Annotated in this window: 9 protein-coding genes; 4 read left to right on the top strand and 5 right to left on the bottom strand. The window is 60.9% G+C overall.

The features are described from left to right. The first annotated feature begins 191 nt into the window (after positions 1–191). Positions 192–665 carry a hypothetical protein gene (locus HU765_RS15040; protein WP_186621451.1) on the top strand — a complete coding sequence of 158 codons (474 nt, stop codon included), beginning with the start codon at positions 192–194 and terminating at the stop codon, positions 663–665. Between the two features lie 171 nt (positions 666–836). On the opposite strand, the gene HU765_RS15035 is transcribed toward HU765_RS15040, so the two are convergent. After that, on the bottom strand, positions 837–3047 hold the full coding sequence (locus HU765_RS15035) for a sulfatase-like hydrolase/transferase (RefSeq protein ID WP_186621449.1): 2211 nt from the start codon (positions 3045–3047) through the stop codon (positions 837–839). A 36-nt stretch (positions 3048–3083) separates the two neighbouring features. Between HU765_RS15035 and HU765_RS15030 the strand changes: the two genes are divergently transcribed. Further along, complete coding sequence (locus HU765_RS15030; protein ID WP_186621447.1) at positions 3084–3278, top strand: hypothetical protein; 195 nt, start codon at positions 3084–3086, stop codon at positions 3276–3278. A 97-nt stretch (positions 3279–3375) separates the two neighbouring features. Continuing rightward, complete coding sequence (locus HU765_RS15025; RefSeq protein WP_186621446.1) at positions 3376–4392, top strand: ABC transporter substrate-binding protein; 1017 nt, start codon at positions 3376–3378, stop codon at positions 4390–4392. 467 nt (positions 4393–4859) lie between these two features. On the opposite strand, the gene HU765_RS15020 is transcribed toward HU765_RS15025, so the two are convergent. From HU765_RS15020 to HU765_RS15005, 4 genes are all read right to left on the bottom strand, one after another. Further along, on the bottom strand, positions 4860–5339 hold the full coding sequence (locus HU765_RS15020; protein ID WP_186621445.1) for a copper chaperone PCu(A)C: 480 nt from the start codon (positions 5337–5339) through the stop codon (positions 4860–4862). Continuing rightward, positions 5339–5944: an SCO family protein gene (locus tag HU765_RS15015; RefSeq protein WP_186547990.1), complete on the bottom strand. Its 606-nt coding sequence runs from the start codon at positions 5942–5944 to the stop codon at positions 5339–5341. Before HU765_RS15015 ends, HU765_RS15020 begins: the two co-directional genes overlap by 1 nt. A 156-nt stretch (positions 5945–6100) precedes the next feature. Continuing rightward, positions 6101–7453: an efflux transporter outer membrane subunit gene (locus tag HU765_RS15010; RefSeq protein ID WP_272974375.1), complete on the bottom strand. Its 1353-nt coding sequence runs from the start codon at positions 7451–7453 to the stop codon at positions 6101–6103. Between the two features lie 74 nt (positions 7454–7527). Continuing rightward, on the bottom strand, positions 7528–8322 hold the full coding sequence (locus tag HU765_RS15005) for a helix-turn-helix transcriptional regulator (protein WP_186547985.1): 795 nt from the start codon (positions 8320–8322) through the stop codon (positions 7528–7530). 480 nt (positions 8323–8802) lie between these two features. Between HU765_RS15005 and HU765_RS15000 the strand changes: the two genes are divergently transcribed. After that, positions 8803–15213, top strand: coding sequence for a non-ribosomal peptide synthetase (locus HU765_RS15000; protein ID WP_186621444.1), 6411 nt, complete (start codon positions 8803–8805; stop codon positions 15211–15213). Positions 15214–15404 lie beyond the last annotated feature (191 nt).

The following is a 15404-nucleotide window of genomic DNA, read 5'->3' as shown; positions in this document are numbered from 1 at the left end:
GTTCGTGTCCCTATCAGGTCTGCGGCCGGCTCGTGCCGACTTCGGACTGGTAAGGCTAGACGCGAGTTGGGGAGTCGGCTAATAGGCCGGGTATTCGGGACTGATAGGCTACCTCTCTCAATAAGCTGAGATAGGGAATACTTCGACATCGGGTTATTTCGAATGGTTCTAAAAGACTGGTATATCTGACAGTGGCCGCTGATCGTGCATCAAAATATATTCAAGGTGCAATGAAGGCCACTAACTTAAATAAAGGAATAGATATTATGTCTCGGGAAGATATGCTTCAGCTTTTAAGAAATTCAAAAGCTACGGGGTCGTTTGTAGCTTTTATCGATGGAGAAGAGTTTCTTCGCAGCGAGCAATTCTTATTCTACAACGCAGGCAAGGAATTTTTCATTATCGGTAGTAACAATAACGAAGATAGGGTGGAGTTCTCCGTTCCAACTTCGTTACAGGGTGATGGCCCTCACATCGTACAGCACCCCTCTGGAAGACTGGAATGGGATGTCATGAACGATAATGTTAGGTACCCTGTTGAGTCCGGCTCGGTAACCGTTACCTTTGATAACAATAGAAGTGTTGTGTCCGGCGCTGTTGATTTTATTGTTAAACATAATGGCGTTGCCAGAAAAGTAACGGGGAAATTTGACATCCGTCAATAAACATTCCGAATAAAGCGCATTAAAATAATAGCAAAAACGCCAAGGGGAAATTGATTGGTGGTCGATTGATGGCAGGAAAATACTGGGTGACTTTCATCTCTCGTGGGATAGAGCTTATACCGGGAAAAAATGCAGGCTCCTTAACGTCAGGCGCCTGCACACGCTGGCCGATCAACTGGACTGCGCAGCCTCATCCTCAGGCATCTCATCCAGAATATCCTCCTGCCCCGGCAGTTCAGTAATTACACTGAAGTCCGTCACCTCGACCGCGCCATTGCCATAGCCCAACAAATGAAACGAGAAGGCCTTGCGCGGCTGCGGGTTCTCAAAGCTGAAGTCCATCTCCAGCGGCTGATCCGCCGTGGCGATCATTTCCGCCGGCAGGCCCAGTTGCACGTCCTGTTCGAACTCCTTGGCCTTGAGCTGGATATACGCCGCCTGCTGCGGGTCGACCGAGCGCACGGTCAGGCGTACGCGAGTGTGTGAGCCTTTGGGCATTTCCAGGTATTGCGCGCCGATGAGATTGTCGGCCCAGTCATCCTTGATCTGTGCTTGCAGCGGGATAACGTTGTTGCTGCCGAACTGGTAGCGATGGTTGAGCGACGTGCGCAGCAAGGAGAGGTCCAGCGCATTGGCGCGCGCGGCAATCTGCCTGGCCAGGTGACCGCTATAGATGCCTTTGTAGGTGGCGCTGTCGGCGATGAACCCGGCGCTTTCGTAATAGCGGCAGCGGCGCGGCAGGTCGCATTCGGAGAAGATCCCCTGGCCGTTGTGGTAACGCAGCTTGCCGTTGGTGAACGACATGATTTCGCGCCCGGACTCGTAGTCACGGAACAGCGAACGACCGCTCAGCGCACTCGGCACCGGCAGGTCGAAGTAGTCGAGAATCGAGGTGCTCAGATCGACATGGCCATAGACGCCGACGTTCAGGCGCGGCAGTTGCGCCTGTTCCGGCGCCAGCGTCAGGTTGAAGCCCCACGACGAGGCCAGGCGCACACCATCGATGCCGTGGGATTCGTCCGAGGTGATCACCACCAGGGTGTCCTTGAGAATGCCCTGACGCTCCAGCCCCAACAGGAACTGGTCCAGCGCGTCGTCGAGATAACCGACAGCGGCCTGCTTCGGCGTTTCATAGCGCTCAAGATAATCCTCCGGTGCGGAGTAGGGCTGGTGGGTGCCCACGGTCAGCAGCGTCAGCATCCAAGGCTGCTGGTGCTTTTTCAGTTGCCCGACGTAATCCAGCGCGCCCTCGAAAAAGGCCTTGTCGTCCTTGCCCCACGGGAATTCCAGATAATTGCTGTTGCTGAACCATTCCAGGCCATGGGTCGCATCGAAACCAATGTGCGGCATGATCTTGTCTTTGGCCATGAAGCGCAGGCCGGCGCCCTGCAAGTAGTGCGTACTGAAACCGTGTTCGCGCAGTTGCGCCGGCAGGCAGGCCTGATTGCGCTCGGTCAGGGTGAGCATTTCAACGCCCTTGGGCGTGCCGTTGTTGAGCTTGTCGTAATCGCCGCAGAGCATGGCGTACAGGCCGCGAATGGTCTGATGGGTGTGCAGCACGTAATCCGGGGTATTCATGCCGCGCTCGGCCCAGCGGCTGAGGTTGGGCATCAGGTCTTCCTGATAATGGCTGCCGATCGCCTCGCGGTTGGCGCGAATATAGGCGCCGGGGATGCCTTCCAGGGCGATGATCAGCACGTTGCGCGCCTGACCCGGCTCGGCCAGCAGTTTCTGCCCGTTGAGGTCGACATCGGTGAGGCCGGCCATGGCCGGCGCCGGTTCCTCGACGTCGCCGTCCAGCCATTCCTCGGCCTGAATCTGCCAATCGGCGACTTCGCTGGCAAGCAACTGATGCGGCAGGTTGTACAGGCGCCAGGCATCGCCGTCGTCAGGCCACAGGTTTTGTGCGCCCCAATGGGCGGCGAACAAGACGATTGGCGCAGCCCAGACAGAGCGCGGCAAATTCGGACGAGTCAGGCCGCGCCCGACAAATTGAGTCAGCAACCAGAAAACCAGTGCCACCAACAAAGCGATGGTCAGGGCAGGGTGCGCAAGTCCGCCGCCCGTGGAGTTTTCAACGAACTGCGGGTCGATCAGATAATGAATATCGGAAGGCGTCGGCAGGCGGCCGACAGCGCTGACCAGTTCCGCCGTGGCGATCGCCAGCAGCGCCCAGAACAACAGCACCGGCAAGGCCAGCCACCACGCGCGACGATGCAGCGTTACGACCAGCAGACTGCCAACGGCCAGATCTGACAAATAGCCCAGCGGCGTCGACCAGCCCAGCGCCATGCGCAGGCACACCGGCACGATCAGCACCAGGACGATGAGGGAAAGAAGGCGGACATTCGGCCGCCGCAGCCAGTTAAAAAGAGCGCTCACAAAAAAGCCTGCATGTCATGAAAGGGTCAAAAAAGTGTGGGTGATGATACCAAGGGCAGGCGCGCTGATCGGCTTTTTAAATGGCTGGGCTACGATTCGCAAATCGCTGGACGCTCAGTGTTTGCGGGCCTTCTGGACGAAGAGCCGCTGTTCGCTGAGTTGAGTTTTTTGTTTCAGGCTGTTGTTGGCCATCGCCTGCTCGCGATAGCGGTGCAATGGATAGCCAAATGACTCAGTGCTATCGTTATGCAATAAAGGTATTTAATTTATATTTTTTATATCGATAAAGTCAGGCCTTTCAGCTCACTCCCTTAGCTGCGAGGTTGTCATGGCCCCATCGTTCAAACGTTCCGCGCTGGCTCTATTGGCCGCGACCCTGACGGCGGGCGCGCTGTTCAGCAGCGCGGCCCAGGCTGAAGGCAAAATCAGCATTGCCCAGCAGTTCGGCATCGGCTACCTGATGCTTGACGTGGTACGCGATCAGCAACTGATCGAGAAACACGGCAAGGCGCAGGGCCTGGATATAAAGGTCGACTGGAACAGCATTTCCGGTGCGACGGCGATGAACGAAGCACTGCTGACCGGCGCTCTGGACGTGGTGTCTGCCGGCGTACCGCCAATGCTCACCGTTTGGGATCGCACCCGAGGCAAGCAGAACGTCAAGGCCATCGCCGCGTTGGGCTCGATGCCCAACTACCTACTGACCAACAACCCGAACATCAAGACCCTCAAGGACTTCAGTGACAAGGATCGCATCGCCGTGCCGGCTGCCGGCGTAGGTTTTCAGTCGCGCACCTTGCAGATCGAAACCGCCAAACAGTTTGGTGATGACCAGTTCAAGAAATTCGACAATATCTCGGTCAGCCTGCCGCACCCGGACGCGACCGCCGCGCTGATTGCCGGCGGCTCGGAAATCAATTCGCACTTTTCCAGCCCGCCGTTCCAGTACCAGGCCCTGCAAAATCCCAACGTGCACAAAGTGCTGAGTTCCTACGACGTTCTTGGCGGTCCGGGGACATTCAATGTGTTGTACACGACGGAAAAATTCCACGACGAGAACCCGAAAACCTACAAGGCGTTCTACGACGCGCTCGCCGAGGCCGAGAAAATCATCAAGGCCGACAAACCCGCCGCCGCGCAGGCGTACATTCGCGTAGAGCAGTCGAAGTTGCCGCTGACCCTGGTCGAACAAATCGTCCAGGACCCGGAGATCGACTTCACCGTGGTGCCGCAGCGCACCTTTATCTATGCGCAGAAATTGCAGGAATTGGGTGTGCTGAAAAACAAGGCGGCGAGTTGGAAGGATTACTTTTTTGAAGAGGCGCATGGTGGTGAGGGGAGTTGAGGGTTCCGTCAGCTCCCAAAGGTTTTGTGCCGAACCCGAAAAACGGCGTCACCCGGAATTACTGTAGGAGTGAGCCTGCTCGCGATAGCGTCAGATCATTCAGCACTTTGGTGACTGACACACCGCTTTCGCGAGCAGGCTCACTCCTACAAAGGGATCTGTGGCAAGCGTGAAATAGAGCATCATCCAGAACCACTGTGGGAGCGAGCTTGCTCGCGAAAGCGTCAGATCATTCAGTACTTGATGACTGACACTCCGCTTTCGCGAGCAGGCTCACTCCCGCGGCTTTAGCGCTATTCCACGCCAGGTCAATTCTGCCCATTCACCGACCTGATCAGGTTATTGACGCTGTCTTTTAATGCCACGACCAGCGCCAAATTTACCTGAACGCAACAAAAACGGGGCGGTCCGATCATCGATCGAGCCGCCCCGCTTTTTTTTCGGGCGAACAGTATTTCAGTCAGCGATCAATGCATTTTGCTGTGATCGTGGCTGCCCATGTTGGTCAGCGCACGAACCGGCGCTTTCACTTCGATGGTTTCTTTCTCGCCCTTGGCGTTTTCCACGGTCAGGGTCAGCGGCACGCTGTCGCCTTCTTTCAACTGGCCGGTCAGGCCCATCAGCATGACGTGGTAGCCGTTCGGGTCGAAGCTCACGGCTTTGCCGGCAGGCAGGTCAACCGACTTCACCGGGCCCATGCTCATGACGTCGTTTTTCATGCTCATTTCGTGGATCTGCACGTCTTTGGCCGCTGGCGAGGCGACGCTGAGCAACTTGCTGTCGCTGTCGGCGGTGAGGGTCATGAACGCGCCACTGGCAGACTGCGTCGGCACGGTGGCCCGCACCCAGGCGTCGTCGACCCGGGTCTGCGCCGACACCTGGAATGCCAGGCCGAGCAGGGACAGTGCACACACGGTGCGTTTGAGATGATTCAGAACAGGACGCATCAGCAGACCTCCATAACAGTGAGCAAATCTTCCGTGCATTCTTCTGCCGAAAGCGATGTAGACAGACCCAGGCGCAATTCGCCACGCGAGTCGTAGACGTAGCTGGTGGCCGTGTGGGAAATGGTGTAAGTGTCGCCAGCCGGGACTTTCTCGTAGAACACGTCGAATTCCTTGGCCGTGGCCTTGGTTTCCTCAACCGTGCCGTACAGCGCGACGAAGCTGGGATCGAAGGCTTTAACGTAGGCGTCGAGGATTTGCGGCGTGTCGCGCTCCGGGTCCAGGGTGATGAAAATCACCTGCAGGCGATCGCCATCGCGGCCCATCAGTTTCTTGATCTTCGCCGCGCGGGCGAGGGTGGTAGGGCAGACTGCCGGGCATTGGGTGAAGCCGAAGAAAATCATCGGCATCATTCCGCGAAAGCTCGACAGCGACATGGTTTCGCCCTCAGTGTTCTTCAGCTTGAAGGTGCGTCCGAGGATCTTGTCGCTCAGATCCTTGCCGTACTTGTACGACAGTTGGCCACGGGTGTCGCAGCCGGCGAGCAGGCCAAGCCCGAGTACGCCCATTCCCGCAAGCACCTTGCGGCGAGTCAACAAAGCCGTCATTTGATACCGCCTTTTGCAGCCCGTCAGTCGACAGGACTGGCGGGGGGTTAACCGTAAAAGCGCCGCATGATAGCAAACTGAGCGCGACCGCCGGCCGCGGATCGCCGGTCCGCGCAGGATCGGGCGACAAAAGGTGTAAGAAGAAATGACCGGCGTTTACCGCGCGAGGCGTTCATCAGTCGGCCAGCCACCTCCCAGCGCGGCGTATAGATTGACCTCGGCAACCAGCTGCGCCAGGCGGTCGGTGATCAACCCTCGTTGCGACGCAAACAGCGAGCGCTGCGCGTCGAGAAACGTCAGGCTGCTGTCGACACCGTTGCGATAGCGGTGCTGCGCCAGGTTGTAGTAATCCTGGGTGGCCTGGACCAAATCGCGCTGGGCCTGCAATTGCTGCCCGTAGGTGCTGCGCACCGCCAGTCCGTCGGCGACCTCCTGAAACGCCGTCTGAATCGATTTTTCGTATTCGGCGACGGCCACGTCTTTTTGCAACCTGGCGTAATCCAGACTGGCGCGCAGGCTGCCGGCATTGAAAAGCGGCAGGCTGATTTGCGGCTGGAAAGTCCACGCGCCGGAGCCTGCGCTGAACAAACCGGAGAGATCACGGCTGGCCGTGCCGCCATTGGCAGTCAGGCTCACGCTGGGGAAAAAGGCTGCACGTGCCGCGCCGATATTGGCGTTGGCGGCTTTAAGTCGGTATTCGGCCTGGAGAATATCCGGACGCCGTTGCAGCAGGTCCGACGGCAGCCCGGCCGGCAGCGGCGAAACCAGCTCGCCAGCCAATGGCAGCGCCGGCAGTTGCGCCGGCACCGGCGCACCCACCAGCAGCGTCAGGCTGTTGAGGTCCTGCGCGACCAGACGCTGATAGCGCGCCAGATTGACCCGCGAGCTGTCGACGCTGGTCCGCGCCTGTGCCTGTTCCAGCGCCGAAGATTTGCCGGCTTCGCGGTTGCGCGTGGTCAGGTGCAGGCTCTGCTCATCGGCGGCGAGGGTGTCACGGCTGAGTTCGAGCAGTTGCTGATCGGCGCGCCAGGTCAGGTAGGCATTGGCAACATTGCTTACCAGGCTCAGTTCGGCACTGCGCCGGGCCTGCTCGGTGGCCAGCCATGTCTGCAGGGCTTGCTCGCTGAGGCTGCGCACCCGACCGAAGAAATCCAGTTCATAGGCGCTGATACCCAGATTGACCGCATAGGCCGAGGTGATCTGCGCCTGGCCGCCAGTGACACTGGACGGCAGGCGCTGGCGCAGTTCGTTGGCATTGGCCGAGACCGCCGGCAGCAGGTCAGCGCGTTGAATGCGGTATTGCGCCTGGAACGCCTGAACATTCAGCGCGGCCACGCGCAGGTCGCGGTTGTTGACCAAAGCGCTTTCGATCAGTTGCTTGAGTGCCGGATCGTTGAACAAGGTTCGCCAGTCATCGCCGGTTGTAGCCGGCCGCGTTGCCATGGGGTACTGCGCGGCACTGGGCGATGGCGGTCGCTGGTATTCCGGGATCAACGAGCAACCCGTCATCAGCAGGATCATGCAGAACAGGGGAAGCCGTAAGGCGCGTTTGCGCCTCAGACGCTGGAAAGACTGAGATGAGTTCAAGCCCCGGCCATCCATTTCGCCAAGCCATGCCGCCCACTGACGCCCAGCTTGGCAGCGGCACGCTTGAGATAGGTTTCGATGGAGCTGTTCTTGACCCGCAGCTTTTCCGCCATCTGCGGCACGGTGCCGCCGGTCAGCAGGCCCAGGCAGACTTCCTTCTCGCGGGCCGAGAGGACGATGTTACTCAGTGCCAGGCGTTCATCGAAGACTTGCGCCAACGGTGCCTGATCCCGCTCGGCCAGCGGCGGGCGTGGCTGGCGGGCGAGGTTTTGCCGGGTCATCTGCGCATGGCGCTCGATCAGCGGCAGCAGGGTGTCGGACAAGCTTTTCAGAAACGCCAGCTCCGGCAGGGAGAACACCCGCTGCGTATGCGGGCGATAAACCGAGATGACGCAGCGGCGATTGGAGGTGCGCGACACCAGATTGCATTGATGCACGCAGTGCTGCGGATGACGTGGCAACAGTGAAGCTTTCAATTGGATCAGCAGTGAATCGTTCATCTCGATCATCTTCTGCAACAGCGGATGATCGTCGGGCCGCTCCAGCGTGGCATGGCTGGCGCCGGCCTGCGGCAGGCCTGCGCTGCCCAGCGGCTTGATCTCCACTACGCTCGCCTGGCGCTCATCCAGCGTCCACTCGCTGAGATCGAGGCGGTTGACCGGCACCAAAGTGTCGACCAACTGGAACATGTTGCTGGCGAAGTGATCGTCGCCGGTGCTGGCTATCAGCTCTCCAAGTTGCCAATAAAAATGCGGGTTTTCCATGTTGCGAATACTGCCGGTCAGATTCATATCCTTCTCATCCCTGGTTCAGAGCCATTACTGCTTCGTCTGCCGTTTCTGCCAAAAGCCACCGCGTGATCACTTCTCCTTGAACTGATCTGGAGCGGATTTAAGCCTATGCATTTGTCCTGCGTCTGTAGGGGAAAACAGGGACACAAAGTGCCACTATTTTGGAATGTTGGCGCTGGGATCCTGACGGTTCTCACTGGCGCTCAAACGAACTCTGTGACTGTCCGGTCACGGCGGGAGCCCGGTAGATCGGTCCGGAAGGATTTTCCAGCGACCAGGGCTGGGCGAAAGGCAGCATCGGCGCATGGTGTTTTTCCTACAGATTTTTCAGCAATGCTCCGGCAGAAAACGCTAGGTCGCTGGCTGTGGAGGGGCTGTCCAGAGCCATGCGGGGTCGGTTGCGCTTGTCCGGGTTTCAGGTGTCATGCGCTCATCAGGGCCGATGCTTGAATACGCGGCAAATCACATGAGATGGATCTTATGCAGTCAACTTCTGCTTACGCGGCGGACGATCTGTCCGTGCCTTGCGAAACTTTTCCGCTGACCGCCGCCCAACGGGACATCTGGCTGGACCAGTTGAGCCGTGGCGACTCGCCGCTGTACAACATTGGCGGTTATGTCGAACTGTGCGGCCCGCTGGATAAGACCGTGATGCACGCGGCGCTCGAGTGTCTGGTTGCCAGCCACGACGCGTTACGCACTGTCCTGCTGCCGGGGGCTGATACGCAAGGCATGCCCCGCCAGCGATTCGCCCCGACAATGCCGGTGGCGATGCCGCTGTTTGATTTTTCCGTGCACGCCGATGCGCGAACAGCCGCGCAAGCGCTGGTGCAACAGCAGATGGCGCAGGCTTATCCGCTGGAAGGCCAGCCGCTGTTCCGCTTCTGTCTGATTCGTCTGGACAGCCACCGCCATTGGCTGGCGACTCAAGCCCATCATTTGATTCTGGACGGCTGGGGTTTTGGGCAAATGCTCAAGTCCCTGGGCGACATCTACAGCGCGCTGAGTCAGGGGCAGTCACCGCTGATTTCGCCGCCATCCTACGTCGAATTCATTCACGACGATGCGCGTTATCAGGCCTCGGAGCGCTACGCCCGTGATCGCGCCTACTGGCTCGACAAGTACCGTTCGCAGCCGGAGCCGCTGTTGTTACCGCGTCATCGTGAGCGTTCCAGTCAAGGGGCGCGACCGTCACAGGCTTATGTGCAAGCGTTGCCTGCATTGCTGCACCAGCGCATGCAGCAGTCGGCGCGACAGTTTGGCGCTTCGGCGTTCCACGTGTTGCTGGCGGCGTTGCATGTGTATTTCAGCCGCACCGCGCAGCGTGACGAATGGGTGGTGGGCTTGCCGTTGCTCAATCGCTCGGGTGCGCGCTTTAAAACCACCCTCGGCTTGTTCGCTCAAGTCAGCGCCGTGCGCTTGTGCTTCGCTCGCGAGTTGCCGTTTGCAGACCTTGTGCGGTCCATCGCGGCTGAGCTGAAACAGGATCTGCGCCGTCAGCGCTTTTCCCTGAGTGAGATGAATCGTGCGCTGGGTCTGCTGCGCGAGGATCGCGCCCAACTGTTCGAAGTCTCGGTGTCCTACGAGCAGGACGACCACGATTACCGCTATGGCGCGGCCTCGGCACACACCGTCAAAGTCTCCAATGGTCATGAAGCGACACCGCTGGCGGTTCACCTTCGCAGCAATCGCTTCAACGATCAGGCCTGGCTGCATCTTGTTTACGATCAAGCATACTTTGACGCCGCCGAAGTCGAAGCGCTGGGCGCCCGCTTGCTGCTGATTCTCGAGCAGGGGCTGGAGCAGCCCGCGCTGACGCCGGCGGAGTTCTGCCTGAGCACCGCGGATGAATCGAGTCAGTTAAAGCAGTGGAACGCCACGCAGGCGGACTTCCCGCAAGACCAGACGATTGCCCAGCGCTTTACCGCGCAAGCAGCGCAGCGGCCCGACGCCATTGCTGCCCTTTATCAAGGGCAGCAACTGACCTATGGCCAACTCAACAGCCAAGCCAATTTTCTCGCCCGGCATCTGATTGCGCTCGGAGTGCAGCCCGATGATCGCGTTGCCGTCGTCGCCCGGCGTGGCCTCGATACCCTGACCGGACTGCTCGCGGTACTCAAGGCTGGCGCGGCTTATGTGCCGGTCGACCCGGCTCACCCGAGCGAGCGCTTGAGCTATCTCCTCACAGACTGCGCACCGCTGGCTGTGCTGACGCAAAGCGATTTGCGCGCCCGCTTGCCGTTGCTGCAAGTACCGGTGATTGAGCTGGATCGTCGCGACTGGCCGACCGACACCGACGCCGACCCTGTGGTGGCGGGATTGACCGTGGCGAACCTCGCCTATGTGATTTACACGTCCGGTTCCACGGGCGTGCCCAAAGGCGTGATGGTCGAACACCGCGCGTTGGGTAATCTGCTCGACTGGCATTGTCAGGCCTTCAACGTCGGCCCTGGCCAGCACACCTCAAGCCTGGCCGGATTCGGCTTTGACGCGATGGCCTGGGAGGTCTGGCCGGCCCTGTGCGCGGGCGCGACCCTGCACCTGGCCCCGGCCCAGGACGGCGGCGAAGACATCGACGCACTGCTGGCGTGGTGGCGGGCGCAACCGCTGGACGTGAGTTTTCTGCCAACACCCATCGCCGAATATGCGTTCAGCCGCCAGCTCGACCATCCGACCCTGCGCACGCTGTTGATCGGCGGCGATCGCCTGCGTCAATTCAACCGCGCGCAATCGTTCGAGGTGATCAACAACTACGGTCCGACCGAGGCCAGCGTGGTCGCGACCTCCGGCAAATTAGAGGTCGGCCGTACGCTGCATATCGGCAAACCGGTGAGCAACGCAACGGTGCACGTCCTCGACGAACAGCAGCGACCGCTGCCCATCGGTATCGCCGGTGAGCTGTACATTGGCGGCGCCGGTATCGCCCGCGGTTACCTGAACCGCGCAGACCTCAGCGCCGAACGCTTCCTGCGCGACCCGTTCAGCGAGGTGCCCGAGGCGCGTCTGTATCGCACTGGTGATCGGGTACGCTGGCAGCACGACGGCACGCTGGAATATCTGGGGCGCAGTGATGATCAAGTAAAAATCCGTGGCGTGCGTGTCGAGCCGGGCGAAGTCGAGGCTGTACTGAGCAGCCACGACGCCGTCCGGGAGGCGGTGGTGCTGGCGCGTGATGGGCAGTTGTTGGCGTGGTTCAGCGAACGCCGGCCCGTGGACATCGTCGAGTTGCACGCTTATCTGCAAGTACGCCTGGCCAGTGCCATGTTGCCGCAGGCCTACGTGCGGTTGACGACGCTGCCGCTGACTGCCAACGGCAAACTCGACCGCAAGGCCTTGCCGGCGCCGGGCCCGGACGCCTTGATTCGCCGTGACTATGCGCCGCCGCAGGGAGACGTCGAAACGGCGTTGGCACAGATCTGGGCCGAGGTGTTGCAGGTAACGCGGATCGGCCGCCACGACCATTTCTTTGAACTCGGCGGGCACTCGCTGCTGGCGGTCAATTTGATCGAGCGTATGCGCCAGCTCGGCATGAGTTGTGACGTGCGGGTGTTGTTCGGCCAGCCGACCCTGGCCGCACTGGCGGCGGCCGTTGGCAGCGGGCGTGAAGCCGACGTGCCGGCCAATCGCATTCCGGACGGTTGCACCGCGATCAGCCCCGACATGCTGTCGCTGGTCGAGCTGGATCAGGCCACCCTCGACCGCGTGGTTGCCAGCGTGCCCGGTGGTGCCGCCAACGTGCAGGAGATCTATCCGCTGGCACCGTTGCAAGACGGCATTCTGTACCACCACATCACCGCCACGCAGGGCGATCCGTACCTGCTGCAATCGCACCTCGCCTTCGACAGTCTGGAGCGTGTCGAAGCCTTCGCCGATGCATTGCGTCAGGCCATGGCCCGACACGATATCCTGCGCACTGCCGTGGTCTGGGAGGGGCTGGTTACGCCGGTGCAGGTGGTTCTGCGCCACGTCGAACTGCCGGTACAGGAGGTCAGGATTGACCCCGCCCAGGGTGACGTTCTCGATCAATTGCATCGACGGTTTGACGCGCGCTGCTATCGCCTCGACGTCAGCCAGGCACCGCTGCTGCGCTTGCTGTTTGCCCGCGATCCGGGTAAGGGGCGGATGGTCGGTGTGTTGCTGTTCCATCACCTGGCGATGGATCACATTGCGCTTGAGGTGCTGCGTGCCGAACTGTCCGACAGCCTTGCCGGGCAGCGCGAGCCGTTGCCGCCAGCGGTGCCGTACCGCAACTATGTGGCGCAAGCGCGGCTGGGCGTCAGCGAGACGGAGCATGAAGGCTTTTTTCGCGAGATGCTCGGCGATATCGATGAGCCGACGCTGCCGTTCGGTCTGCACGATGTACAAGGCGATGGCCGCGGTATCGAGGAGTCGCAGCAACCACTGGCTGCCGAACTGGACGGACGTCTGCGCCAGCAGGCGCGTCGGCTCGGCGTCAGCGTGGCGAGCCTGATTCACCTGGCCTGGGCGCGGGTGCTGGCGGCCACGTCGGGGCCTGAGCGGGTGGTGTTTGGCACGGTGTTAATGGGGCGCATGCAGGGCGGCGAGGGCGCCGACCGCGCACTGGGCGTGTTCATCAACTCCTTGCCCTTGCGGGTCGATGTCGCTGCGACTGCGCTAATCGCCGTGCAGGCCACCCACCAGCGCCTGACCGGATTGCTCGGGCACGAACACGCTTCGCTGGCGCTGGCCCAGCGCTGTAGTGGCGTGGCGGCGCCGACTCCGCTGTTCAGCGCGCTGCTCAACTATCGACACAGCGACCGTCAAAACGCTAATGCCGAAGGGCCGGACTGGCAAGGCATCGAAACCCTGGCCAATGAAGAACGCACCAATTACCCGCTGACCTTGAGCGTCGACGATTTCGGTGATGGCTTGCAACTGACTGCCAGGGCGCTGCCCCACATCGGCGCGCAACGGATTGGCGGGTACATGCAGATGGCCGTGAGCGGGCTGGTTGACGCCCTGGAACAGGACTCGGATCTGCCGGTGAACCGACTACCGATTCTGTCGCCGACAGAACGAGAGCAGTTGCTGATCCACTTCAACGCAACCGAAGTCGAATGTCCGCTCGAGCAGCCGCTCCACGTGTTGTTCGAACGGCAGGTGCAACGTCAGCCGGATGCGATTGCGTTGCAGGCCGGCGACGCGCAACTGACCTGGCGACAACTCAATGAACAGGCGAACCGCCTGGCCCATCACCTGCGCGAACAAGGCGTGCAACCGGATGACCGGGTGGCGATCTGTGTCGAGCGCAGTCTTGAGCTGGTAATCGGCTTGCTGGCGATTCTCAAGGCCGGTGGCGCCTATGTGCCGCTGGACCCGGACTATCCGCTGGCGCGTCTGCAATTCATGTTGCGCGACAGCGCTCCGGTGGCGGTGCTGCTGCACGCGGCGACTCGCAATTTGATAGGTGACACGGATGCTACCGTGGTCGACTTCAACCGCAGCACCTGGGACGACGCGCCGAGCGGCAACCTGCAAGTGCCGGGCCTGAATGCGTCGAACCTGGCTTACATGATCTACACGTCAGGCTCCACGGGGACACCCAAGGGCGTGATGATTGAACACCGCAGTGTCTGCAACCTCATGCACTGGGGCTCGCAGATTCGGCCCCCGACCGCAGACGGCGCGCTGTTGCAAAAGGCGCCGTTCAGCTTCGACAGCTCGGTGTGGGAGATTTTCTGGCCGTTGAGCGCTGGCTTGCGGCTGGTGCTGGCGCGTCCTGATGGCAACCGCGATTCGGCTTACGTCACGCAAGTGATACGCGAACAGCGCATCAGCGTGGTCAAGTTCGTCCCGGCGCTATTGCAGCAATTCCTCGAGCAGGACGATGTCAGTGCCTGCATCAGCCTCACCGACGTGTTCTGTGGTGGTGGCGACCTGACCGTCGCGCTGGCCCGTGCGGTGCGCGAACGCTTACCGTGGGTGCGCCTGCACAACGTTTACGGCCCGACCGAAACCACGGTCGACAGCAGTGCCTGGACGTTGGAGCCTCATGAGCCGGTGCCCGAACGCGTCGTACCGATCGGCAAGGCACTGGGCAATACGCGGCTGTATATCCTTGACGGCAACGATCAGCCAGTGCCGTTGGGTGTCAGCGGCGAGCTGCACATTGGCGGCGCAGGCGTCGCGCGTGGCTATCACCGATTGCCGCAGATACAGGCTGAACGCTTCATTGACAGCCCGTTCGTGGCCGGTGATCGCTTGTATCGCAGCGGTGACCGGGTGCGCTACCAGGCGGACGGCAATCTCGAATTTCTCGGTCGCAGCGATTTCCAATTGAAGCTGCGCGGCCTGCGCCTGGAACCGGGGGAAATCGAAGCCCGGCTGATTGAGCATGGCGCCGTGCGCGAAGCGCTGGTGCTGGTGCGCGACGAGCGCCTGGTAGCGTACTTCACCGTGCGCGACGGTCACGCTGCGCCGCGCATCGAAGACCTGCGTGAGCAGGTCTTGCAGCAATTGCCGGAGTACATGGTCCCGGCAGCATTCGTGCGGCTTGCAGCGATGCCACTGACGCCCAACGACAAAATCGACCGCAAGGCGTTGCCGGCGCCCGGCGCCGAGCACTTGCTCAGCCGCGCTTACGTGCCGCCCGAAGGCGACATCGAACAGGCCGTGGCGCGGGTCTGGGCCGAGACGCTGGGCATTGATCAGGTCGGGCGCAACGACAACTTCTTCGAGTTGGGCGGGCATTCGTTGCTCGCCGTGAGTCTGGTGGCGCGCATGCGTCAGGCCGGCCTGCATGTCGATGCGCGCACGCTGTTCAGTCAGCCGACGCTGGCGGCACTGGCGGCGCAGACCGCGCGGCAAACGCACACGGTCGACATCGCGCCGACCACGATTCCGCAGCTCAACCGCAAGCGTCGGCTCTGACCCTCCAAACGCATCTGCGGGGGCCGGTGCGCGCCCGCAGAAGCGTCTGCGCTGCTGTCCAGAGCAGGGCTTGTCCCGGCTTCCCATGTCAGCCAGCACCGCGCCGATGTTTTAGCTTTTCCGGGCTGCGCGCCGCGTGCACGGACTCGCTGCAGCGTGTGCCTTTTTCTCGTCTTTACAGCAGGTTATCC

It is taken from the genome of Pseudomonas sp. SWRI81, assembly GCF_014268545.1.
Classification (GTDB): domain Bacteria; phylum Pseudomonadota; class Gammaproteobacteria; order Pseudomonadales; family Pseudomonadaceae; genus Aquipseudomonas; species Aquipseudomonas hamedanensis.
The sequence above is the reverse complement of the archived record's forward strand: the minus strand, read 5'-3'. Positions and strand labels throughout refer to the sequence as shown.